The organism is Pseudomonadales bacterium (assembly GCA_024234435.1).
GTDB lineage: Bacteria > Pseudomonadota > Gammaproteobacteria > Pseudomonadales > Porticoccaceae > JACKOF01.
In genome coordinates this window covers 1404395-1428804 of the sequence record JACKOF010000001.1, presented here as the reverse complement: position 1 = coordinate 1428804, position 24410 = coordinate 1404395, and the positions used below count along the sequence as shown (strand labels likewise).

The window sequence follows — 24410 nt, the reverse complement described above, 5'->3', positions numbered from 1 at the left end:
GTATTATGGATATTGCACAACACTTCAGGGGTTTGACGGCGATGTATGCTGCTGCACCGATTAATGAAATTTTTAGGCCGACGCTTGAGATTTCGGAAGGGGAAGTGGTGATTGAAATGGAGCTGGATCGGAAGTTCCACCATGCCGGGGGAGCGGCCCATGGTTCTGTCTATTTTAAAATGCTGGACGATGCGGCTTATCTGGCGGCCATTTCGTTTGAGAAGGAGTTCATGTTGCTGACGGCTTCGTTCACTACCTATATGATGCGACCGGTTTCCTGTGGAAAGCTGCGAGCGGTAGGAAAAGTGGTGAATAAAACCCGCTCACAGTATATTGCCGAAGCAGTTGTGTACGATGCTGAGGGGCGGGAAGCAGGGCGTGGCAACGGTATTTTTGTGCGCAGTAAAACCAGGCTGGTCGATGCTGATGGTTATGATTTTTGATGATTCTGGTGAAGTTGATTTTTCTCGATGTCGACGGTACAGCTTTCCTGAAATCAATCGGCGTTTTCGCTTTGGCAGCATCTGTGCGCTTTCAGCGGTGTGTATGGATGGTTAAAACGACTCGCTGACGATCTTTTTGATCAGCATATTAAACTCGTCAATGGGTACAGGTCTCCCGAACAGATAACCTTGAAAGTGGAAGCAGCCGCTTTCCATCAGCAGTTGACGTTGCTCTTCTGTTTCGACACCTTCAGCGATAACAGCCAAGTTCATGTTTTGAGCCATGGTAATAATGGTGCGCACGATGGATTTGTCACTTTCGTCAGTGACAACATTCCGTACAAAGGATTGGTCAATTTTTAGCTGATGCAAAGGCAGTTTTTTCAGATACTGCAACGAAGAGTAGCCGGTTCCGAAATCATCCAATTCAAATTGAATGCCGTATTGTCGCAATTCACTCATTTTAACAATGATGCCATCCACATCTTCCAGCAACATACCTTCTGTTAACTCCAGTTTCAGTAGTTGTGGTTCTACCTCATGGCGAGCGACCGTTGCTTTGACTTGCCCTACAAAGTCTGCATGGTGAAACTGTTTCGGGCTGACATTCACCGAGATAGTCAGGTGACGGGCCAACGAATCGTTTTTCCAGCGTTTTAACTGGGAACAGGCGGCATCCAGGACCCACTGTCCCAGCGGTAAAATCAGGCCTGTTTCTTCAGCCAGCGGGATGAAATCGAAGGGGGGAATCAAGCCCTTTTCCGGATGGTTCCAGCGAACCAGTGCTTCTGCTCCCAGTGGTCGGTCATTAGTATCCACTTGTATCTGGTAATACAGTTCAAACTCCTGCTGATCAAGTGCCTGGCGCAGGTCTCTTTCCATGTCGGCCCTGGTATTGATGGCTTCTTGCATAACGGGATCGAAAAAGCGGAAGGTGTTGCGCCCCACTTTTTTGGCGTCGTACATGGCAATATCGGCGTATTTCAACAGATCGTTGACGCCTGCTTCATTGCCTAGAAACAGTACTGCACCAATACTGGCGGAGTTGTAGTAGGTGTGTGAATGGAGTTGATAGTCCTGGTTGAGGGCGTCAAGTATTTTGTTGCCGATGGACTCAACCTGACTCCCCGCTATTAGAGGCAGACTGCTCAAGTCTTCCAGCAGTATTACGAATTCATCACCACCGATGCGGGCAACGGTGTCGTCGTCTCTGACGTTGTTCTTCAGGCGTTCAGCCGCTTGCTGCAACAGCATGTCGCCGAAATCATGTCCCAGTGTGTCGTTAAGCACTTTGAAGTGATCAAGGTCCAGAAAGAGCAGGGCACCATGGCGCGAGGTTCGGGCGCTGGAGACCAGCGCCTGCTTGAGCCGGTCAACCAGCAGGCGCCGGTTAGGCAGTTGGGTCAGCGGGTCATAAAATGCCAGGTTTTTGATTTCGTCGGCGGCGGCCTTGTTCTGGCTGATATCGATAAATGTAACCACGTAGTGGGTAATAGTTCCTGCAGTATCCTTGACAGCCGTAATTCTCAGGTAGGCCGGATAGACTTCCCGGTTTTTGCGGCGATCCCAGATTTCGCCTTCCCAGGAACCCTTTTCAGAGATGCTTTTCCAGATAGTGGTATAAAACTCATCGTCATGCCTGCCGGAACTGAGAATGTTGGGGTTTTCCCCTCTGATTTCCTCTTGCGAATAACCGGTAATGGTTTCAAAAGCGCTGTTTACGCGAAGGATGTTGTTCTGTGCATCCGTCACCATCATGCCTTCTTGTGATTCAAATGCGATGGCGGCAATTTTCAGTTCTGCTTCGGCCAGCTTTTGTTCAGTGATGTCAGAGTAGGTGCCAGTCATGCGCACGGCTTTTCCGTTGGCATCGCGCTGTACCACTTTGGCGCGATCCAGTATCCACTTGTAATTACCATCTCTGGTCCGGAGTCGATAGGTTTGCTTGTGAACAGCGGTTATCCCTTTAACCGCATCCTGAATGGATTGCCATGCGCGTTGTTTGTCATCCGGGTGTACAAGCTCGGACCAGTGTTCGGCGGTGAGCTGAACCTGCCCATAGCTATACCCTAGTATTTCGGCCAGAATGCGGTTGCGGTGTACTGTTCCAGAGGGGATATCCCAATCCCAGAACCCCAGGTTGCCGCCTTCGAGCACCAGGTTCAATTGTTGCTCATTGCTGCGTAGTAGCAGTTCGGCGTTTTTTCGTTCATTGATATCGGTGTTTGAACCAAACCATTTAACGATATCGCCCTTAGCGTTGCGCAGCTGTATGGCCTGTATGTCGAACCAGTGGTATTGGTCGCCTCTGTGACGAATCCGGTATTCCATCCTGAAGTCTGCGCCTGAGCTGATGGCACTCTTCCACTTAATCAGAGCTGCGCGGCGGTCATCGGGGTGAAGCTGTTTCAGCCAGCCGGAACCCAATTGCTGATCTTCTGGTATACCGGTAAATTCCAGCCATTGGCGGTTAAGGTAATCACATGAACCGTCGGGACCACAGGTCCACACCAGCTGTGGCAGTAATTCAGAGAGCTGGCGGAAGCGGGATTCGCTTTCCTGTAATGCCGTCATGGTTGACTGAAAGCTGGAGGTGGCCTGGTTAAAGGCGGCAAGCAGAGCGCGCAGTTCCGGACTGCCGATTACCGGTACCCGGGTTGATAGATCCCCCTGGCTAACAAATTTGGTGGCGGAGACCAACGTTTTTATTGGCCGTAAGGCTCTGTGCAGAACAAGCCAGATACCCAGCAGGTATATGACAAAGGCTATGCAAAAAGTTTGCAGCAAAGGGCGGTAATAGCCCCATGTTTCATTGATGATGCGGTTGGGAGAGATAGAAATGCTAAGGATTCCATAATCTTTTTCATTAATCACCAGAGGGGCGCTCAGGCTAACGGGCATCTGATCGAACCAGTGGGCGAAAAGCGGCGGTGCTTTCAGGTCGATGGCAAAATCTCGATCAATAGAGATTGCTGTTGAATCGGAGTCAAAATTGATGCTGGTAATGTCTGTGCTCTCACCAAAGGCAGTAATTAATTCCGATATATCGATGTGATGGTTTTCTTGGCCGCTTTCCTTACTGCCAGCGAAGGACTGTACGAACACGGTCAGTGTGTCCAGCAGGTGATGGTGTTCTTTTTCCAGTTCTTCCCGGGCATTGTGTTTGATGTTGAGATAAGCATTGTAGGCGGTGCCGACGGCGAGACAAAGGGTGATGAGAGTCACGAGTAGTGATAATCGGGTTGCCAGATTGATCCGGCTCCATATCCCAGACGCCAGTTTGTTCATAAATTATCGGCAGGTCTGTTCGCTGTGGAGTAGAAAGGTGTATTTACCATAAGAGTATTTTATTTGTTTTGAACAAATTACAAGCCCTGTTATCGCCTCTGAAAAAGATGATGACATATTACCTTGTCGATATTGCTGGGTATAGTGGAAGCTGAAGGGTCAGGCTTTTTTTGCCTTGAACGGGGTTTTTCTGTTGGGGTAACAGGTGGTGCAAATTTCGCAAATGCGACCGTCACAGCCTCTGGCAGAACAATACTCCCGGCCGTAATAAATAATTTGCAGATGTAATTTATTCCAGCTTTCTTTCGGGAAAAGGCGCTTTAAATCTTTTTCAGTTTGGGTGACATTTTTGCCGCTGGTTAGCCCCCAGCGCTGGGCCAATCGGTGGATATGAGTGTCTACCGGGAAGGCTGGGTGACCGAATGCCTGGGACATCACCACGCTGGCGGTTTTATGGCCGACACCAGGCAGTTTCTCCAGTAGTGCCATATCTTCGGGTACTTCGCCAGCGTATTGGTCAACCAGTATGCGGGACAGGCCCAAGATAGCTTTGGATTTCTGTGGTGCAAGCCCGCAGGGTCGAATAACGTCATAGATGGCCTCGACGGTGACTTGACTCATATCGAACGGATTATCTGCCAGACTGAACAGCTGAGGGGTAACCTGATTCACTCGCTCGTCCGTACACTGGGCCGACAACAATACCGCAACGAGCAGGGTGTATGGGTCTTTGTGATCCAATGGAATAGGGGTGTCCGGATAAAGCTCGTTGAGCTTGCTGAGAATAAATTCACACCGTTCTTTTTTGAGCATCAGCTTTCAACAAACGCCTTGATTCGCTGTGCCGCCTCACGGCATTCATCAACAGAGGCGACCAATGCCATGCGAATTCGGTTTGTGCCGGGGTTGCTGCCATTGTGCTCTCGACCCAGCAGACTACCGGGCAATACTGTGACATGTTGTTGTGCGAAAAGCTGCGTTGCAAATTGTTGGTCGCAGCCCTTTCCTGCTGAACGGGTGTTGGCCCAGAAATAGAAGCCGGCATCGGGTTGTTGAAGCGCAAGCGTGTTACCCAATATTTCCTGAAATATCTGAAACTTCTGACGATATTGCTGACGGTTCTCACGAACATGCTGTTCATCTCGCCAGGCGGCGGCGCTGGCCAGTTGGGTGTGTACAGGCATGGCGCAGCCATGATACGTGCGGTAGAGCAAAAATTTTTCCATTATTTCTGCGTCGCCAGCGACAAACCCTGAGCGCATACCCGGCAGGTTGGAGCGCTTAGAGAGGCTGTGGAACACCATGCAGCGGTGGTAATCATGGCGGCCCATTTCAGCACAGGCCTGGAGCAATCCGGTGGGCGGGTGGTTTTCGTCAAAATAAATTTCCGAGTAACACTCATCGCTGGCGATAACAAAGTTGTATTGGTCGGCCAGTGCAATCAGCTTTTTTAGAATGTCGGTGCTCAGTACAGCACCTGTCGGATTGCCTGGGCTGCACAGGTAAAGCAACTGGCAACGCTGCCATATATCGGCACTGACGGCGTTAAAATCCGGTACAAAACGGTTTTCCTCGGTGCAATTTAAATAATGGGGTTGTGCGCCTGCCAGCAACGCTGCACCTTCGTAGATCTGGTAAAAAGGATTGGGCATGACGACCAGAGCATCGTTTGATGGTGTGACAACGGCTTGCGCAAAGGCGAACAACGCTTCACGTGTACCGTTAACAGGTAGTACCTGCGTGTCGGCATCTATGCTGGTGAGTGCAAACCGATGATTCAGCCAATGGGCTATGGCCTGGCGAAGTTCAGGGATTCCCTTTGTGGTCGGGTAAGCCGAGAGTTTTTCAATGTGATCAATTAAGGCCTGTTTGACAAAGGTGGGGGGCGGGTGCTTGGGTTCGCCAATTGATAGCGCGATGTGTGGCTTGTCTACAGGTGTTATCCCGGCTTTCAGTGCATTGAGCTTCTCGAACGGGTAGCGATGCAGTTTTTCCAGATTGGGATTCATGTGCTTGATGTTTACTCGGTTACTGTTTTTTATTTAACTTCATTGACGAACGTTCTCTCTTCGTCGTGTTTACCACAACTCTTCGCGAAGATTGTTTACTGCCAGAGTTTCATTTTTTGCAGGGGTTCGCCTTCAATATCCTCTTTGTTACGGGCGTCAAGCTCGCGACAGATAGTATCGCTCAAGCGTTCGCAAAAAGCCGCATTACTCAGGGGTTGGTAGTCGTTGTCGACCAAGTAAAACACGTCTTCAACCCGCTCTCCAAAAGTGGAAATTTTAGCACCCAGTAAACGCAGTCCAAAGCGCATAAAAATACGCCCCAGATGCGCCAGTAAACCGGGCCTGTCCGGTGTGATCACTTCCAGAATCGTGGCATTTTTATGAAGGTCGTTGCTTATGCTGGCGAGGGTGCGCATGGTTAGGTGCTTTAGCTGGCGCGGGGTGTGCCGTTGAATTCGGAAAGTGGTGCTGGCGGGGTTGAGTAGCGCATGTGATAACGTGCGTTGAACCTTGCTGACTACTTCCGGGTTCTGGCTGAACGGCTCATCATTTTCATCCAGTACGTAAAAAGTGTCGAATGTATTATTACTGTTGTCGGCGTTGAGTCGGGCATCCTGAATGTTCAGGTGTAGTTGATCCAGCGTTGCCGCTGCTATTGGGAAAACATTGCTGATGCCTTTCGTGTGAATGAATATCCGGGTGGCAACAGGTACTTCCACGCCGACATTTTCGATCAGGATCAACGGCTCTGATGAGTTCGGATGTTTTGCGATCGCCAGGGTATTAGCGATGATATCGTCTGGTCGCTCACGCACGAAAAAGTCGTCGTCCAGATCTCCCCAGATAGCTTCTGTCGTAGCTTTGTCAATCCCTATTTCTGCCAGTTGCTGAATACTGGTTGTCTTGATGCTGTTAACCCAGGCTTTGCGATCTACCGGGTTTTCCAGCCCTCGTTGCAAGGCGCGGCGGGTCTCCATGTAGAGCTGGCGCATCAGAGAGCCTTTCCAGTTATTCCAGAGGCTTTCGTTGGTGGCGGTAATGTCGGCAACGGTGAGAATATAGAGATAGTCCAGACGGATCTGTTCGCCTATCATACTGGCAAATTTGTGAATGACATCCGGGTCAGAGAGGTCTGACCGCTGTGATGTACTTGACATCAGCAGGTGGTTTTCCACCAGCCAGGCAACCAGCTTTACTTCCTCTTCCGGTAATCCGTGTCGACGGCAGAAACTGGCTGCGTCTATCGCGCCGAGAGTGGAGTGATCACCACCGCGACCCTTGGCTATGTCATGGTACAGCCCGGCCATAAAAGCGAGCTCTGGTTTGGGCAGGTTTTTGTAGATATGGGCTGAGATCGGAAACTCTTCAGCAATCTCCGGGCGATCAAAACGGCGCATATTTCTGATTAGCATCAGTGTGTGGGCATCTACCGGATAGCGGTGGAAAAGGTCGTGCTGGGTCTGGCCAATAATTTTGCCAAACTCAGGCAGGTATCTGCCGAGAATGCCATAGCGAGTCATGCGCTGTAACTGCGAGCTCAGTTGGTATGGACACTTCAATAAACGTAAAAAAAGGGCTTTGTTTTCAGGCTTGTTGCGAAAACGGTCATCGATCAGTCTGCGGTATTGGCGAATTTGACGAATAGTCGCGGCCCGAATACCGATTATTTTTTCGTTTTCCCCCAGCAGACAGAAGATCTCAAGCAACGAGGATGGGTGTTTGGCGAAAACCCATTCACCCACAGTTTCAATATGGTGATCCCTAACCTGAAAACGTTCATTCAGCGGATATACTCGCCTGGCTCTGTCTTTTTTCAGGATGGTTTCATCCAGATACTGCAGCATGACATCATTGAGCTCGCGAATAGAGAGTACTACCTGATAGTAGTGTTGCATAAAGTACTCGACACCGAGTCTTTCGTCGTCATCTTCATAACCCAGCATGGTGGCCAGTTTTCGCTGCGTGTCGAACAGGAGCTTTTCTTCCGGACGCTCGGCAATCAGGTGCAACCCGTAGCGCACTTTCCAGAGGAACGATTGGCCGCGGCGTAGTTGCAGGTATTCATCAGGGCTTAAAAAATCCTTGCCCACAAGTTCTTCGATGGAATCAACGCAAAAGTGTCGGCGAGCGACCCAGTTAATCATCTGTAAATCGCGCAAGCCGCCTGGCGCTTCCTTGATGTTGGGCTCCAGGTTGTATTCGGTATTTCCCTGCTTTTTGTGACGCTCGATCTGTTCGTCCAGTTTTGCCTGGAAGAAGTTTTTTGAACTCCAGATTTTTCTGGGGCCGGTTTTATTGATCATCGACTGACGAAGTTTTTCGTCGCCAGTGATGATTCTGGTTTCCATCAGATTAGTGGCAACGGTGATATCCGCTTTTGCTTCTTCCACGCACTGCGCGAGTGAGCGAACACTGTGGCCGATTTTTAGCTGGATATCCCACAGGAAAGTCAGGAAGCTTTCAATGCTTTGTTGATAGCGCTGGGGACTGCCGCGCCGAATCAGCAGCATCAAATCAATATCGGATTGAGGGTGCAGTTCGCCCCTGCCGTAACCGCCGACAGCGAGCAGGGCGATATTTTTATCCCACTGATACTGGTTCCAGGCGTGTTGCAGCATATGATCCATGAATTGAGAACGTTCATGAATCAGGCTGTCCGGTTCTTCACCTTCCAGAAAGCGGTTATCGAAGTGGGTATTTGCGGCGCCAATGGCATCCTTAAATGTCTGAATGATGTCGATGGGACGCCTGGCGGCGTCCAGTGCTTTGAGAAAACGTGTTTCGTCAAAAAACAATAAGGTCTTGTTATCACGCATTAAAAGTTTTCTTCACTGCGTGCAGTCAGTACTTCAACACCGTCACTTGTGACGGCCAGGGTGTGTTCCCACTGGGCAGACAGGCGATTATCCCGGGTTTCAACTGTCCAGCCATCTTTCTTGAGTTTGGTTTGATACTTACCTGCGTTGATCATGGGCTCGATCGTGAAAGTCATGCCTTCCTTGAGCGTCATACCCGTGTCGGGTTTGCCATAGTGTAAAACCTGTGGCTCCTGGTGGAATTCATTGCCAATCCCGTGGCCGCAATAGTCGCGAACCACACTGTAATAATTTTGTTCCGCATGTTGCTGAATGACATGGCCAATATCGCCAAGTCGACAGCCAGGCTTTACCAGTTGTATGGCTTTATAGAGGCATTCCTGGGTGACACTGATCAAACGGATAGCGTGCTCTGCCACTTTGCCTACGCAAAACATCTTGCTGGTGTCGCCGTAGTACCCGTCATAAATAACGGTTACGTCAATGTTGATAATGTCCCCGTTTTTAAGCGTTTTTTTCTCAGAGGGAATGCCGTGACAGACAACCTGATTCACGGATGTACAAATGGATTTTGGAAAGCCACGGTAATTCAGGCAGGCGGGGATGGCCTTCTGAACGTTGACAATGTGATCGTGACATATCCGGTCCAGCTCTGCTGTCGTTACACCGGGTACGACGTACGGTTCTATCAGTTCGAGGACCTCTGCAGCCATTCGCCCGGCAACACGCATTTTTTCGATTTCGTCAGCTGTTTTTATGTGAACAGACATGAGTAGGATTCCAACCCGCTTCTGGAGGGGCGGCTATTGTAACTACTCAAACCTTGAAAAGTCATCCTGACTTTCTGTTTCCGGGGTTTTGTCTGATTTTTGGCGTGTATTGTCGCCCTGATTGCGGTCAATACCCTTCGGCTATCGAGTCTCTTTATGGCTGGTTTGTTTGTTGTCTTTATGGTATAAAGCGCACCGCTTCAGGATATGGGCATTTGTGAGGTTCTACGAATGTTCCCGGAAGTCAATAAAACTTAACGACACACACATATCGGCACATCTGTCTGGGTGCTGGAATTCCCTTTGCGGAGTTTTGGTTGGCCGGTGGGATATGTGGAGGTTTAACCCTAATACAAGGTGAAATTATGACAACTGTAAGTATGCGTGACATGTTGCAGGCCGGTGTGCATTTTGGCCACCAGACCCGCTTCTGGAATCCCAAAATGGATCAGTACATTTTCGGAGCCCGTAACAAGATTCATATCCTCAATCTGGAGCACACTGTTCCTGCGTTTAATGAATCCCTCGAAATGGTTCGTCAATTGGCGTCCAACGGTAACAAAATTCTTTTTGTCGGCACCAAGCGTGCGGCACAAAAAACCATCAAAGAGCAGGCCGATCGTGCCGGTATGCCTTATGTCAGCCACCGCTGGCTGGGTGGTATGTTGACCAACTATAAAACCATTCGTGCTTCTATCCGTCGCTACCGCGATCTTGAGACTCAAAGTCAGGATGGCACTTTCGACAAGCTGACTAAAAAAGAGGCGCTGATGCGCACTCGTTTAATGGAGAAGCTGGAAAACTCTATCGGTGGTATCAAGGACATGGGTGGCTTGCCAGACGCATTGTTTGTCATTGATGTTGATCATGAGCGCATTGCTGTGCAGGAAGCCAACAAACTGGGTATTCCGGTTATCGGTGTCGTCGACACCAATAGCAACCCTGATGGTGTTGATTATGTGATTCCTGGTAATGATGACGCGATTCGCGCCGTCAAATTGTACGTCACGGCTATGGCTGATGCTGTTCTGGAAGGTAAAGGGCAGGGTGGCGTTGCGTCGAGCAAGGACGAATTTGTCGAAGTTGAAGCGGAAGCCGAAGCAGGTTCCGCCGAAGAAGCGAAAAGCTAGGTGGCGCCTGATTTGCTGCCGGGTAACGCCGGCAGCAATGTAAGAATGTAATGAAAGGGGGCAAAGCCCCCTTTTCCAAATCTTTAAATTTGTGAAAGTGTGAGGATCAATCAATGGCAGCAATTTCCGCCTCTTTGGTTAAAGAACTGCGTGAGCGTACGGGTCTCGGCATGATGGAGTGCAAGAAGGCGCTTGTTGAAGCTGATGGCGATATCGATAAGGCAATTGAAGATTTACGTAAGTCCAGTGGTATGAAAGCAGCCAAGAAAGCTGGCCGTACTGCTGCGGATGGTGTTGTATCCATCAAGATTGCAGATGACAACAGTTACGGTGTGCTGGTTGAAGTAAATAGTGAAACTGACTTTGTTGCCCGAGACGAGGGATTCCTGGCATTTGTTAGCGATGTAGTTGCCAAGGCATTTGCAGGCAAGGTGACTGATGTTGCTGCGCTGCAGGCTCAAGTTGAAGAAGCACGTCAGGCTTTAGTACAAAAAATTGGCGAGAATATCAGCGTTCGTCGTGTGGAAGTCATGGAAGGGCCCGTAGTCGGTGCCTATGTGCATGGTAATAACAGGATTGCTGTACTGGTGGCGTTGAGCGCTGCAGACGGTGAAGTTGCCAAGGATGTGGCTATGCATGTGGCGGCGGTGAATCCGCAGGTGGTTAAACCTGAAGATATGCCAGCCGAAGCCGTTGAAAAGGAAAAGGAAATTTATGCGGCGCAGGCTCGTGAAAGTGGCAAGCCTGAAGAAATTATTGAAAAAATGATTATTGGACGGATGAGCAAGTTTCTGGCTGAAAACAGCCTTGTTGAACAGGCGTTCGTTAAAGATCCTGAAATCAAGGTTGGTAAGCTTGTCAAGGATGCTGGTGCCGAGATACTGGCCTTTACCCGCTTTGAGGTCGGTGAAGGAATAGAGGTTGAGGAAGTGGATTTTGCCGCGGAAGTGGCTGCGCAAGTCAAAGCGCAAGGCTAACGAAAAGGCGGGGCTTGACCCCGCCTTTTGCTATCGTAGTATTCAGCGGTGACCAGAGTCTGTTAGCTCTGATTTTAGCAGGCTTGGGGGATAGCCAAAGCAAAGCCAAAACAAACGTTATATTGATCCGGAGACGTATATGCCTGGAAGTGGCCACGACAGAAAGTACAAACGTATTCTGCTCAAACTGAGCGGTGAAGAGTTAATGGGGGCAGAAGGGTTTGGTATTGACCCCAAAGTACTGGACAGAATGGCTCTGGAGATTGGTCAACTGGTTGGTATTGGTGTTCAGGTAGGTTTGGTGATTGGTGGTGGCAACCTGTTTCGGGGGGCGGCCCTTAGCGCTGCCGGTATGGAGCGTGTTACCGGTGATCACATGGGCATGCTGGCGACAGTGATGAATGCTTTGGCGATGCGCGATGCCCTCGATCGGAGTAATATTTCCGCCAGGGTGATGTCGGCTATTCCCATGAGTGGTGTGGTAGAACACTATGACCGCCGTACGGCGATGCGCTATCTGGATAGTGGCGACGTGGTGATTTTCTCTGCAGGTACAGGCAATCCGTTTTTCACCACTGATTCCGCTGCCTGCTTGCGCGGAATAGAAGTGGGTGCAAATATCGTGTTGAAGGCAACCAAGGTTGATGGCGTGTACTCCTCCGACCCGATGAAGGATAGTAGTGCAACGTTATATCAGCGGTTGAGTTACGACGAAGCCCTGGAAAAGAAGCTGGGAGTGATGGACCTCACTGCTATTTGTTTGTGCCGGGAGCACTGCATGCCTCTCAGGGTGTTTCGTATGTCCAAGCAGGGCGCTTTACTGAAGATAGTGCAGGGTGCCGATGAAGGGACACTGATCGAAGAAAGCATCGAATAAAAAATGTACTGATGATCGAAGTATCCGGTTATTAAAAAAGATTCAGAGTAGAATCGTACCGGAACAGAAATATTGAGTCGGGAATACTCAGAAGGGTTATTGAAAATGATTAAAGAATTGAAACAAGATGCCGAAGAGCGGATGACCAAAAGTGTCGAAGCGCTGGGATCTGCATTTAATAAAATCCGTACCGGGCGGGCCCATCCCAGCATTCTGGATGGTTTAACCGTGGATTACTACGGCGTGGCTACCCCTCTGAATCAGGTTGGTAACCTGACGGTGCTGGACGCGCGTACACTGTCCATCGCTGTTTGGGAAAAGTCCATGGTGGTGGCTGTGGAAAAGGCGATTATGAAGTCTGATCTGGGATTGAACCCGGCAACTACGGGTGAGTTAATTCGTATTCCCATGCCTGCCCTGACAGAGGAAACCCGCAAAGGTTACATCAAACAGGCCAAATCGGAGGCTGAAAACGCAAGAATTTCCGTGCGTAATATTCGTCGTGATGTTCTGTCGGATATCAAGGAACTGCAGAAGGAAAAAGAGATTACTGAGGACGACGAACGGCGTGCTCAGGATGATGTTCAAAAAATCACAGACCGCTATATTGCCAAAATTGACGAGGCGCTGGCGGTTAAAGAAAAAGACCTCATGGAAATTTAACGCGTTCGCGTTAAAAGCAGGCCTTGATTAATGAAAAATCTTGAGAGCACTCTTGAAGTTGCTGCCGGACTGAGGCATGTGGCTATCATCATGGACGGTAATAACCGCTGGGCAAAGCAACGGGGGCTAAACAGTTCCGCCGGGCACGAAGCGGGAGCGAAGCGTGTGCGCGACGTGCTGGATGCCTGTGAGCGGCATAGTGTCGATGTCGTCACGCTGTTTGCTTTCAGCAGTGAGAACTGGCAGCGACCAACGTACGAAGTTCGTGCACTGATGTCTCTGTTTACCTCCTACCTGAAAAAAGAAGTTGCCGCCATGCAGGATAGAGGTGTGTGCCTCAGGATTATTGGTGGTCGTGAACGTTTTAGTCCCAGGCTGCAGAAACTGATTGAAAAAGCAGAATCAGATACAAAAGCCGGTAGTAGAACGCTGGTGCTTGCTGTGGATTACGGCGGTCGGTGGGATATTACCCAGGCTGCCAGAAAGCTGGCGGAGCAGGTACAAAGCGGTCAGCTACAGGCAGCGGATATTACCGAGCAGCTGATGCAGCAGCAAGTGTGCCTCAGCGACCTTCCCCCTGTCGATCTCTGTATCCGTACGGCGGGAGAGCATCGTCTGAGCAATTTCATGCTTTGGCAAATGGCTTATGCCGAATTGTATTTTGCCGATTGTTACTGGCCGGACTTTGATGGCGCCGCGTTTGACCAGGCTGTCGAAGCTTTTCATCGTCGCCAGCGCCGTTTCGGGTTGAGTGGCGATCAAGTGGAAGCCAAATCGCCCGGTGCGGAGATGAAGCGTGCTTAGACAAAGAGTGATAACGGCATTATTACTCGGTGCTTTATTCCTCTCGGGTTTATTCCTGTTGTCACCCCATGTGTTTGCCATTAGTGTTGGGTTGGTTGTTGTTTATGCAGCATGGGAATGGTCTGATATGGCTGGCCTGCCAGGCTGGTTCTGGCGCGCTGTGTATACCCTGTTAATGCTGGTCGCACTTATCGTTGTTGCGGGGTTAACCGGCTTCTCAATACAGACTGGGCTCAATACTGCTGTGGTCAAAAGTTTTCTGTTGACTGGCTGCCTGTGGTGGCTGATAGCTTTCTTCCTGGTAAGGGGGTATCCCGGCAATGAATTGCTGTGGGGTAGCTGTTGGGTGCGTAGTATCATGGGCGCTCTGGTATTATTGCCTACCTGGGTTGCTGTAGTAGCCTTGATTCACTTGCCTAATGGTAGCTGGCTGCTGCTGATGGCTATTCTGATTGTGGTATTTGCTGATGTCGGGGCCTACTTTTCTGGCCGGAAGTTTGGTCGGCACAAACTGGCGCCAGGCGTGAGTCCGGGGAAAACATGGGAAGGCTTTGTAGGCGGATTGATGGCTAATGTAGGTTTGGCTGCCGTGCTGGGAATACTTCTACCGTTAAGCGTCCGGGATGGGGCTTGGTTGCTGGTTGTGATTGTTGTGACTTCATGCGCTTCGGTGTTGGGTGATTTGCTGGAGAGTATGGTGAAGCGGCATCGGGGAATTAAGGATAGTGGCAATATCTTGCCAGGGCATGGCGGTGTTCTTGATCGGGTTGACAGCGTTACCGCAGCATTACCGGTTTTTTCGCTGTTCCTGCTGGTAACCGGACTCAGTTTTTGATCGGACCTTTCATGCAAAAAGTAACCATTCTTGGCGCTACTGGCTCGATAGGCGTCAGTACTCTCGACGTGTTGGCTCGTCACCCTGAATCTTTTGAGGTCTTTGCTTTAACCGGGCACTCCCGAATTGCCGAGCTCGCCGTGCAATGTCGAACGGTTAATCCGCGTTATGCGGTCGTTGCTGATCGCGAGAGGGCGACCGAGCTCGAACAGCATCTCAAGGGCTATGATCTTAGAACAGAAGTGCTTTCCGGGGTTGAAAACCTTTCCTATGTGGCGGGCCACGCTGAAGTTGATGTGGTCATGGCGGCGATAGTGGGCGCTGCGGGTCTGGACCCAACGCTGGCGGCCGCAGCAGCAGCAAAGAAAATTTTGTTGGCGAACAAGGAAGTGCTAGTGATGGCTGGCGCAGTTTTTATGGATGTGGTTGAAAAATCGGGTGCTGTATTGCTGCCAGTTGACAGCGAGCACAACGCTATTTTTCAATGCCTGCCTGATGGTTATGGCAAGAAGAACCGTGGCGGTGTTTCGAAGATCTTACTCTCTGCCTCCGGTGGTCCTTTTCGCAATACGGCTTTGCAGGCATTGTCGGATGTCACTCCTGAACAGGCTTGTGCACATCCCAACTGGGACATGGGCAGGAAGATTTCAGTGGACTCTGCCACCATGATGAATAAGGGACTGGAACTGATAGAGGCCTGTTGGCTTTTTGATGTATCGCCCGAGCAGGTTGAGGTGGTGATTCACCCGCAAAGTGTTGTGCATTCAATGGTGTCTTATCAGGATGGTTCGGTGCTTGCACAGTTGGGGAACCCGGATATGCGAACCCCTATTGCTCACGCGTTGGCCTGGCCTGAAAGAATGGATTCAGGTGTTGATCCGCTGGATATTGTTGCCATTGGACAGCTGGCTTTTGAAGCGCCGGACTTACAACGTTTCCCTTGCCTTGCGCTTGCTATGCAAGCTGCGGCACTGGGTGGGGTTGCGCCAGCAGTGTTAAATGCGGCTAACGAGATTGCCGTCGCAGCGTTCCTTGACGAGTCGATCGGCTTTATGCAGATAGCTGAAGTGGTTGCAGGTGTCATGAAGGATGCTGCTGTTTGTGCTGATTGGAATGCTGAACCAATAACCCTTGACGCAATCAAACAAGCGGACCTTCAGGCCCGGAACTCAGCGTTAGCGCTGGTTTCCGAAAGGGTTAATCAACCCTGACTCAAAAATTTTAACGGGCAGTTAGCGAACTATGGAATTATTGCAGACTATTTTTTATACCATTATTGCGTTGGGAATACTGGTCACCTTCCACGAGTTCGGGCACTTCTGGGTGGCGCGCCGCTGTGGTGTAAAAGTGATTCGCTTTTCAGTGGGTTTTGGAACTCCGCTGGTCAGGTGGCATGATCGACACGGCACCGAATTTGTTATTGCGGCATTGCCTCTGGGCGGGTACGTGAAGATGGTTGATGAGCGTGAAGGCGATGTGGCTGAAGCTGATCTGCCTTCGGCTTTCAGCCGCAAGACGGTATGGCAGCGCATGGCTGTAGTGGTGGCAGGCCCGGTGGCTAATTTCCTGTTGGCTATTCTCGCTTACTGGATAGTTTATCTGTTGGGTGTTACCGGTGTTGCGCCGGTGGTAGACGCTGTTGCACCAGGCTCTGTGGCCGCACGTGCTGGCTTGCAGCCGGGCCACGAAATAGTGGCGGTTGATGGTGAAGCAACACCTACCTGGCAAGCATTGCAGCAGCAGCTGTTGCGCCGCATGGGTGAGACAGGCAGCGTGGAATTTGAAGTGGTGGATGCTGGTAGTGCAGCAAGTTCCCCGCGCTTGCACCTCACAGGGCAACTCAGTGAGTGGTTGACGGATGCTTCAGAGCCAGATCCGGTACAAGGCTTGGGGTTAACCCTGTTTCAACCCAAAATTGTGCCGTTGGCCAATGACATCGTTGCGGATGGTGCAGCTGATCGGGCTGGTTTGCGCACGGGCGATTTGATTATTTCTGCTGATGGCGAGCCTATGCTCAGTTGGCATACCTGGGTCGATTATGTGCGAGCTCGCCCTGCGCAGGTTATTGATGTGGAATTTGAGCGCAATGGTGAATTGATGATGACATCAGTTGTGCCTGCCAAGGCCGTCGGAGAAGAGGGTGAAACCATTGGGCAGGTGGGGATGTCGGTGGTGATCCCCGAATGGCCTGAGGATATGATCAGGGAGAAGCATTATGGTCCAGTGGGTGCATTGAGCCAGGCTGTGCAACAAACATGGGCTACCTCCGTGTTGATTCTTGATTCAGTGAAAAAGATGCTGAATGGATTGATTTCAGCAAAACACTTGAGTGGACCCATTACCATTGCTAAAGTGGCGGGCGCCTCGGCTCAATATGGATTATCTGCCTATCTGGGGTTTTTGGCGTTATTAAGTGTCAGTCTCGGTGTATTGAATTTGTTGCCAATACCGGTATTGGATGGAGGCCATCTGGCCTATTACATTATTGAAGCGGTGAAGGGATCGCCGGTTTCCGAGAAAATCCAGTTAGCTGGGTTCAAAGTAGGCCTTTTTTTGGTGATTGGACTGATGGTGTTGGCTCTATACAATGATCTGATGCGTCTCTAACCTCACAATAAAAGTTTAAAAAATTATAGAGAAAACTGGTTTGCTGATGAAGCGTTTATATCCCCTGTTGTTATTGATTTTTATTCCTTTTTTTACACGAGCTGAAGTTTTTCAGGTGGAAGATATCCGCATCGAAGGCTTGCAACGTGTATCTGCCGGCACGGTTTTTTCTTCCATGCCGGTCAATGTGGGTGACCTGATTGACGAAAACAGTGTTCGGGAGGCTACTCGAGGATTATTCCGTACCGGTTATTTTGACGATATTAAAATCGCCCGTGACGGCGGCGTATTGATTGTCGCGCTCAAGGAGCGGCCTGCGGTGTCGGAGATTGTCATTGAGGGCAACAAGGTTATTAAGACTGAAGACCTGATGAATGCCTTGCGGGACAACGGTCTGGCAGAGGGGCAGATCTTTCGTGAGTCTATCCTGGAAGGTATGGTTCAGGAACTGAGCCGCCAATATGTTGCTCAGGGCCGTTATGGCGCTCTGATCGAGACAGAAGTCACCGAGCTGCCGCGCAACCGCACTTCCATCAAACTGGTGATTGATGAAGGCGACGAAGCGAAAATCAAGCACATTAATATTGTTGGCAACCGCGCCTTTGAAGAGGATGAGTTGCTGGATGAATTTGAGCTGGCGACTACAAACTGGCTGTCCTGGATATTCAGCGATGATAAGTATTCGAAGGAAAAACTTTCCGGCGATATCGAACGGCTCGAATCCTGGTATCTTGATCGCGGCTATTTGAGGTTTTCTGTCGATTCTACCCAGGTTGCTATCAGCCCTGACAAGGAATCGGTTTATATCACCGTTAACGTAACTGAAGGCGATATATATAAGGTTGACAAGGTCGAGCTGGCAGGGGATCTAGTTGTATCAGAGGCCGAAATGCGCCGTCTGGTGCTATTGCAGGAGGGGCAGACGTTCTCACAGGTGCTGATGACCCAAACCAGTGAATTTATGACGCAGCGCCTGGGTAACGAGGGTTATACCTTCGCTGAAGTCAACGGTTACCCCGACATTAATGAGGAAGAAAAAACGGCCAAGGTCACTTTCTTTGTTAACCCGGGAAACCGCGCTTACGTTCGTCGCATAGAGTTTCGCGGTAATACCAAGACCATCGATGAAGTGCTGCGCCGTGAAATGAGACAGATGGAAGGTGGTTCTGCTTCCTCTGGCCTGATTGAGCACTCCAAAGAACGACTGGATCGTCTCGGGTTCTTTAAAGAAGTGGAGGTTGAAACCCGGCCTGTAGCGGGAACCAATGACCAGCTGGATGTGTTCTATACGGTGGAAGAACAGCCTTCCGGCAGCATTGGTGCCAGCGTTGGCTTTGCGCAAGGTTACGGGCTGGTACTGGGCGCCAATTTACAGGAGAACAACTTTCTGGGTACTGGAGACCGTGTCGGTATTGGTATTAATCGCAGTACTTATCAGACCAATTTGTCGTTCAACTATACAGATCCTTATTTTACCAAGGACGGCGTGAGCGCCGGGTTTAACCTTTTTGCCCGGAGCAGTGACTATGAAGAGGCAAATCTCTCCAATTACACTACGGACAGTTTTGGTGGCAGTGTTAATTATGGTTACCCTCTCTCTGAAACCCAGCGATTGGGGTTTGGTATCGGGTTTGAAAACCTTACTCTGGACACAGGGTTCTTTGTTGCCGAAGAAATTGATCAGTTTATTGAAGAAAACGGTGACAGTTACAATATTTTTACCGCCAACCTTAACTGGATTCAGTCCACGCTTAACAGAGGGGTTTTTGCGACCAGGGGTTCCCAGCAGAAATTGAGAGCAGAGTTGTCGGTGCCCGGTAGTGATATGGAATACTACCGTTTAACCTATGAAGCGCAGTATTACCGTCCGTTAATAAAAAATCTGACTTTGCGTCTGCAGACTGAACTGGGTTACGGTGACAGTTATGGCGGAACCTCACGACTACCGTTCTTTAAAAACTTTTATGGTGGTGGTTTTGGCTCCGTCAGAGGCTTCGAGAAAAATACGCTGGGGCCGCGTGATACCCCGGCATGTAGAGATGGCAGTTCCCAGTCTGAAAATCCCGGCTGCAGTGTCATAGACGATCCTGATCCGTTTGGTGGCAACGTGCTGGTTCAGGGCGGTGCGGAAATTATTTTTCCAGTACCCTTTATAAAGGATCAGCGCAGTGTGCAGGCTTCGGTATTTTTTGATGCCGGTAACGTATTCGATACGGATTGTGGTTCCAAACCTATTGAGTTTTGTGCCGAACCGGACCTTGGCGAATTGCGCTATTCGGTGGGCGTTGGTGGTACCTGGCTCAGTGGATTTGGCCCGATAACCTTTAGTATTGCCAAGCCGCTGAATTCCGGTGATGAGGATGACGAAGAAGTATTCCAGTTCTCTCTGGGGCAGACTTTTTGATACTCGGACATTTTGTATAAATTACACCGCTACATAATTAGCTTGAATAACCAAGGATATTAAAGAATGAACTTACGATTGACTAAACTGATACTGGTAATGCTGACAAGCCTGTTTTTCTCTACAGCTTTCGCCGAGGAAGGTAAAATAGCTGTGGTTGATTTTGGCCGGGCAATTTTTTCCACCGATGTGGCAAAGGCCCGGCTTGCACAGCTGAAACAGCAATCGAGTTTTGCTTCGCTGCAGGCGACTATTGATTCTACCTCTGCTGATTTGCAGGCATTGCAGAAAGAGGCAGAAGCGAAAAGCATGACCATGACGCAGGACCAGGCTGCAGAATTTCAACGCAAAGTGGAATATATCAAGGCAGACAGGGATCTGGCCCTGAGAAAAATCAAAGCTGAAAGCAATGAACTGCAAAACAGCATCCTCAAAGAATTGCAGCCAAAAGCCTCGGAAGCTCTGCAGGAAATAATGAAAGAAGAGAGCATCGCCTTATTGTTAACGGCTGAAGCTGTCATGATCGCGGCTCCTGGACTGGATTTGACCTCAAAGCTGACTGATCGGATTAACAAAAAGACCAAATAAACAGTTCGCTGAATTTATTTATGTCTCGAGGGTATTCATTACAGCAAATAGCTGAACGGCTTGGCGCGCAAATAAGGGGCGATGCGGATTGCCTTCTGAGCGGCCTGAATACTCTTCAGGGTGCCAGTGAGGGCGATCTGTCTTTTATTGCAAAAGACAGCTATCGAAAGCACCTGGCTTCCACCAGGGCATCAGCGGTGATTATGCCGCCGTCGATGGTAGAGAGCTTCGAGGGCAATGCCTTGCTGATGGACAACCCCTACCTTGGTTACGCCATAGCGTCAGCATTGTTTGATGACGCGCCAGTAAGCGAGCCGGGCATTCACCCTTCAGCCGTTGTTGCGGCATCAGCAGTTGTTCATCCCAGTGCATCAATTGGTGCTCATGCTGTTCTGGCGCCTTATGTCGAAGTGGGGGCGGGCAGTGTTATCGGTGCCGGTTGCTGCATCGGTGATGGTTCCCTGATTGGTGAAAATTGCCGCCTGTTCGCCAATGTCAGTGTTTATCACGGGATTACCATAGGCAATAATGTGCGGATTCACAGCGGTACAGTGATCGGTGCCGACGGTTTTGGTTATGCACAAAATCCAGCAGGCTGGCAGAAAATTTACCAGCTGGGTGGTGTGGTGATTGGTGACAATGTTGAAATTGGTGCCTGCACCACGATTGATCGTGGCGCGCTGGATGACACGGTTATTGAAAATGGCGTGATTATCGATAACCACGTAATGATTGCTCACAATGTGAGAGTAGGTGAGAATACTGCCATGGCCGCTTGTTCAGCTTCGGCTGGGAGTACGGTGATTGGCAGGAATTGTACTTTTGCCGGTCGCGCCGGTGTCGTGGGTCATGTGACACTGTGTGATGGTGTGCACGTTAGCGCCAATACCACCGTGACAAAATCGATAAGTGAACCAGGCGTTTACGCCTCAGGGATTCCAACCAGTAAAGTGTCAGAGTGGCGTAAAAATGCTGTGCGGTTTAACCAGCTTGATGCCATGAATAGCAGGATAAAGGCTCTGGAAAAGCAAACGGGCAAATAAAAAGTAAGAGATAACGCAGAATTTACGCGTCTTTGGAGAGTCAATGAACATCAATGAGATCAAGGAATTACTGCCTCACCGGTACCCTTTTTTACTGGTAGACAGAGTGCTGGAGCTGGAGCCAGGTAATCGCATTGTTGCTTACAAAAATATTACAGCCAACGAGGAAGTGTTTAACGGACACTTCCCGGCTAAACCTATATTTCCCGGAGTGATGATTATTGAAGCCATGGCGCAAACTTCCGGAGTGCTGGGTTTTGCAACAGTAGGCAAAAAGGCCGAGGACAATTTGCTGTACCTGTTTGCTGGTGTCGATGGTGTTCGCTTTAAACGCCAGGTGGTTCCCGGGGATCGCCTGGTGATGGAAGCCACGGTGATTTCATCGAAGCGCGATATCTGGCGGTTTGGTGTCAAAGCGACAGTGGATGGCGAGCTTGCTTGCGAGGCGACGCTGCTTTGTGCTCTGCGCCCTGCTTAACATACAGTCAGCTCTGAGGTTTTTCTGTTGATAGATCCCCGCGCCGTTATAGACCCTTCGGCCAAGATTGCCAGTGGCGTTGAAATTGGCCCCTGGACCATAATCGGCCCAGATGTCGAGATAGCGGAAGGCACAGTGATCAGCTCTCATGTTGTGATAAAAGGGCCGACCGTCATTGGCCGGAACAATCGCATATTCCAGTTTTCCACAATCGGTGATGACACGCCTGATCTGAAGTATCAGGGCGAAGCAACGCGCCTGGAGATGGGTGACAACAACGTTATCCGGGAAGGGGTTACCATCCATCGTGGCACGATTCAGGATAGCGCGCTGACCAAAATCGGTAACCACAACCTGTTTATGGCCTATGCCCACGTCGGCCACGACTGCGTGATTGGTCATCACTGTATTCTGGTCAATAATGTTGCTCTTGCCGGCCATGTGCACCTGGGTGACTGGTCAATTTTGTCGGGTTACACACTGGTTCATCAGTATCTTCATATCGGTGCCCACAGTTTTGCCGGTGCAGGCACCTTTCTGACACAGGATCTCCCGGCCTATGTGACGGCAACCGGGAATCCTGCCAGTGCCAGAACAATAAACAAGGAAGGTCTGAGGCGAAGGGGGTTCAGTCGGGAGTCTATTGCCGCAATATCCAAGGCATATAAAATTGTCTACAGGAAAGGTTTGTCCATAGACGAGGCTATTTCAGAGATAACCCCTTTAGCCCGCGAGTATCCGGAAGTACAGGTTTTTGTTGATTCGATACTTGCGTCAAAGCGGGGCATTACCCGCTAATACTATGCCTAAAGTTTTCAGGATAGGGGTGGTCGCTGGAGAGGCATCTGGCGACCAGTTGGGTGCAGGACTTATTTCCAACCTGAAAAAATACTTCCCTGATGCCGAGTTTGTTGGCATCGGTGGCGCAAAAATGCAGCAGCAAGGCTTCCGCTCTTTGTTTCCCATGGAACGTCTGTCGGTCATGGGATTGGTGGAGCCATTAAAACGACTGCCGGAGCTGCTGCGCATCCGGCGACGGTTGTTTCATTATTTTATTTCCCATCAATTTGATCTGGTTGTCGGTATCGACTCCCCGGATTTTAATCTTGGGCTGGAATTGAGACTGCGACGAAGGGGTATCAAAACAGCCCATTATGTCAGTCCATCGGTCTGGGCCTGGCGGCAGGGAAGAATCCGTAAGATTGCCAAAGCCGTTGATAGAATGTTGACACTGCTGCCTTTTGAAGCAGATTTTTACCGGCAGTATCGGGTGCCAGTAACATTCGTCGGCCACCCTCTTGCTGAAGAGATTCCATTTGAAAATGATACCGCTGCCGCCCGACAAGCGCTTGATTTGCCTGTCGATGCCATTGTTCTGGCAATCATGCCCGGCAGTCGCGCTTCCGAGGTGGCACAACTGGGTACGCTGTTTCTGGAAGTGGCTCGTCACTGCCAACAGAAAATTCCGGGATTGTTACTGGTGATTCCAGCCGCGAATGCTGCACGCCGCCAACAAATTGAGGAACAGCTCAGAGACTTCCCTGAGTTGCCAGTGAAACTGCTGAACGGGAACTCTCATCAGGCAATGGCTGCGGCAGATGCGGTGTTATTGGCCTCGGGAACGACAGCTCTGGAAGCGATGTTGTTGAAAAAGCCAATGGTAGTGAGTTACCGAATGGGTAATATGTCGTACCGTATTTTTTCAAAAATGATCAAGGTTCCCTATATTTCTCTGCCCAACCTGCTGGCAGCTAAAATGCTGGTACCCGAATGCATACAGAGCGATGCGACAGTAGAGCGGTTGAGTGCTGAGTTGCTGCCGTTATTGACCGACAAAGAAAAAGCCTCGGCTTTACAGGAGATCTATCTGGAACTCCATCGCCAGCTTCAGCAGGGTGGTAACGCCAGAGCTGCGAAGGTGTTGTCTGGAATGCTTGTTGGTGATTCGGCAAAAGGCGATGATGAGGCCCTGTGAGTGGTGGCACTATAAACAGTTATTCTCTGGACTACAGTGGTTCTTTATTAGCCGGTGTCGATGAGGTTGGACGGGGGCCTCTGGCGGGAGACGTCGTGACTGCCGCAGTAATTCTCGATGCAGACAATCCCGTTGAGGGCCTTGCTGATTCAAAAAAACTGACAGCTAAACGCAGGCAACAGTTATTTGATGAAATTCGGCAGAAAGCGATTTGCTGGCATATTGCCCGTTGCTCTGTGGAAGAGATTGATCGGTTTAATATTCTGCAGGCTACCATGATGGCCATGTATCGGGCCGTCCAGGGGCTGGAAGTACAGCCTGAATATGTTGCGGTTGACGGCAATCGTCTGCCCAAATGGTCTTACCCTTCTGAAGCTGTGGTAAAAGGTGACAGTAAAATTCCGGCGATCAGTGCTGCGTCAATTCTTGCCAAGGTGGTGAGAGACGCCGAGATGTGTGGCCTGGATCAACAGTATCCCGGCTACGGTTTCAGCAATCATAAAGGTTACGGCACTCGCCAACACCTTGACGCCTTGCGGGAACGCGGGCCGACACCGGTACACCGGCGCAGTTTTGAACCGGTGAAAAGCATGCTGTTGCCCAAGCAAGCAGGATTTTATTGAAATACTTGCTGGTCAGTTGTCACCGTTAGTGACAACAGGCATTGATTACTCAGTGCATTGATCTAGAATGTTCTGCCACT

At 50.1% G+C, this 24410-nt stretch carries 21 protein-coding genes; 16 read left to right on the top strand and 5 right to left on the bottom strand.

The window, feature by feature from the left end; genetic code table 11:
- Window positions 1-5 precede the first annotated feature (5 nt).
- Window positions 6-443: a PaaI family thioesterase gene (locus tag H7A02_06635; GenBank protein MCP5171922.1), complete on the top strand. Its 438-nt coding sequence runs from the start codon at window positions 6-8 to the stop codon at window positions 441-443.
- A gap of 111 nt (window positions 444-554) precedes the next feature.
- On the opposite strand, the gene H7A02_06630 is transcribed toward H7A02_06635, so the two are convergent.
- The 5 genes from H7A02_06630 to map all read right to left on the bottom strand — a co-directional run bounded on the left by H7A02_06630 (window position 555) and on the right by map (window position 9326).
- The gene (locus H7A02_06630) at window positions 555-3731 is read right to left on the bottom strand and encodes an EAL domain-containing protein (GenBank protein ID MCP5171921.1); all 3177 of its coding nucleotides are present in this window, start codon (window positions 3729-3731) and stop codon (window positions 555-557) included.
- A gap of 159 nt (window positions 3732-3890) precedes the next feature.
- Window positions 3891-4544, bottom strand: coding sequence for an endonuclease III (nth, locus tag H7A02_06625; protein MCP5171920.1), 654 nt, complete (start codon window positions 4542-4544; stop codon window positions 3891-3893).
- Window positions 4544-5740, bottom strand: coding sequence for a succinyldiaminopimelate transaminase (gene dapC, locus H7A02_06620; GenBank protein MCP5171919.1), 1197 nt, complete (start codon window positions 5738-5740; stop codon window positions 4544-4546). Before dapC ends, nth begins: the two co-directional genes overlap by 1 nt.
- A 95-nt stretch (window positions 5741-5835) precedes the next feature.
- Window positions 5836-8556, bottom strand: a complete 2721-nt coding sequence (glnD, locus tag H7A02_06615; protein ID MCP5171918.1) for a [protein-PII] uridylyltransferase — start codon at window positions 8554-8556, stop codon at window positions 5836-5838.
- Complete coding sequence (gene map / locus H7A02_06610) at window positions 8556-9326, bottom strand: type I methionyl aminopeptidase (GenBank protein MCP5171917.1); 771 nt, start codon at window positions 9324-9326, stop codon at window positions 8556-8558. Before map ends, glnD begins: the two co-directional genes overlap by 1 nt.
- Before the next feature lie 365 nt (window positions 9327-9691).
- On the opposite strand from map, the gene rpsB reads away from it, so the two are divergent.
- The 15 genes from rpsB to rnhB all read left to right on the top strand — a co-directional run bounded on the left by rpsB (window position 9692) and on the right by rnhB (window position 24330).
- Window positions 9692-10456 carry a 30S ribosomal protein S2 gene (gene rpsB, locus H7A02_06605; protein ID MCP5171916.1) on the top strand — a complete coding sequence of 255 codons (765 nt, stop codon included), beginning with the start codon at window positions 9692-9694 and terminating at the stop codon, window positions 10454-10456.
- A 113-nt stretch (window positions 10457-10569) separates the two neighbouring features.
- A complete protein-coding gene (locus H7A02_06600) occupies window positions 10570-11433 on the top strand; it encodes an elongation factor Ts (protein MCP5171915.1) in 864 nt (287 codons plus the stop codon).
- A 139-nt stretch (window positions 11434-11572) separates the two neighbouring features.
- Window positions 11573-12310 (top strand): UMP kinase, encoded by a 738-nt coding sequence (gene pyrH, locus H7A02_06595; protein MCP5171914.1) that lies wholly within the window; start codon window positions 11573-11575, stop codon window positions 12308-12310.
- A 105-nt stretch (window positions 12311-12415) separates the two neighbouring features.
- Complete coding sequence (frr, locus tag H7A02_06590; GenBank protein ID MCP5171913.1) at window positions 12416-12973, top strand: ribosome recycling factor; 558 nt, start codon at window positions 12416-12418, stop codon at window positions 12971-12973.
- Window positions 12974-13003: 30 nt separating this feature from the next.
- Entirely contained in the window at window positions 13004-13777 is a 774-nt protein-coding gene (gene uppS / locus H7A02_06585; GenBank protein ID MCP5171912.1) for a di-trans,poly-cis-decaprenylcistransferase, read from the top strand.
- A complete protein-coding gene (locus H7A02_06580; protein MCP5171911.1) occupies window positions 13770-14612 on the top strand; it encodes a phosphatidate cytidylyltransferase in 843 nt (280 codons plus the stop codon). Before uppS ends, H7A02_06580 begins: the two co-directional genes overlap by 8 nt.
- An 11-nt stretch (window positions 14613-14623) precedes the next feature.
- A complete protein-coding gene (locus H7A02_06575) occupies window positions 14624-15823 on the top strand; it encodes a 1-deoxy-D-xylulose-5-phosphate reductoisomerase (protein ID MCP5171910.1) in 1200 nt (399 codons plus the stop codon).
- 31 nt (window positions 15824-15854) lie between these two features.
- Window positions 15855-17219, top strand: coding sequence for an RIP metalloprotease RseP (gene rseP, locus H7A02_06570; protein ID MCP5171909.1), 1365 nt, complete (start codon window positions 15855-15857; stop codon window positions 17217-17219).
- Window positions 17220-17265: 46 nt separating this feature from the next.
- Window positions 17266-19623 (top strand): outer membrane protein assembly factor BamA, encoded by a 2358-nt coding sequence (bamA, locus tag H7A02_06565; GenBank protein MCP5171908.1) that lies wholly within the window; start codon window positions 17266-17268, stop codon window positions 19621-19623.
- A gap of 66 nt (window positions 19624-19689) precedes the next feature.
- Window positions 19690-20211 carry an OmpH family outer membrane protein gene (locus tag H7A02_06560; protein MCP5171907.1) on the top strand — a complete coding sequence of 174 codons (522 nt, stop codon included), beginning with the start codon at window positions 19690-19692 and terminating at the stop codon, window positions 20209-20211.
- A gap of 20 nt (window positions 20212-20231) precedes the next feature.
- Window positions 20232-21254 carry a UDP-3-O-(3-hydroxymyristoyl)glucosamine N-acyltransferase gene (gene lpxD / locus H7A02_06555; GenBank protein ID MCP5171906.1) on the top strand — a complete coding sequence of 341 codons (1023 nt, stop codon included), beginning with the start codon at window positions 20232-20234 and terminating at the stop codon, window positions 21252-21254.
- 43 nt (window positions 21255-21297) lie between these two features.
- Window positions 21298-21732, top strand: a complete 435-nt coding sequence (fabZ, locus tag H7A02_06550) for a 3-hydroxyacyl-ACP dehydratase FabZ (GenBank protein ID MCP5171905.1) — start codon at window positions 21298-21300, stop codon at window positions 21730-21732.
- A 27-nt stretch (window positions 21733-21759) separates the two neighbouring features.
- Window positions 21760-22530, top strand: coding sequence for an acyl-ACP--UDP-N-acetylglucosamine O-acyltransferase (gene lpxA, locus H7A02_06545; protein MCP5171904.1), 771 nt, complete (start codon window positions 21760-21762; stop codon window positions 22528-22530).
- A gap of 4 nt (window positions 22531-22534) precedes the next feature.
- On the top strand, window positions 22535-23707 hold the full coding sequence (lpxB, locus tag H7A02_06540; GenBank protein ID MCP5171903.1) for a lipid-A-disaccharide synthase: 1173 nt from the start codon (window positions 22535-22537) through the stop codon (window positions 23705-23707).
- Window positions 23708-23718: 11 nt separating this feature from the next.
- A complete protein-coding gene (gene rnhB, locus H7A02_06535) occupies window positions 23719-24330 on the top strand; it encodes a ribonuclease HII (protein ID MCP5171902.1) in 612 nt (203 codons plus the stop codon).
- The last annotated feature ends 80 nt before the right edge of the window (window positions 24331-24410 follow it).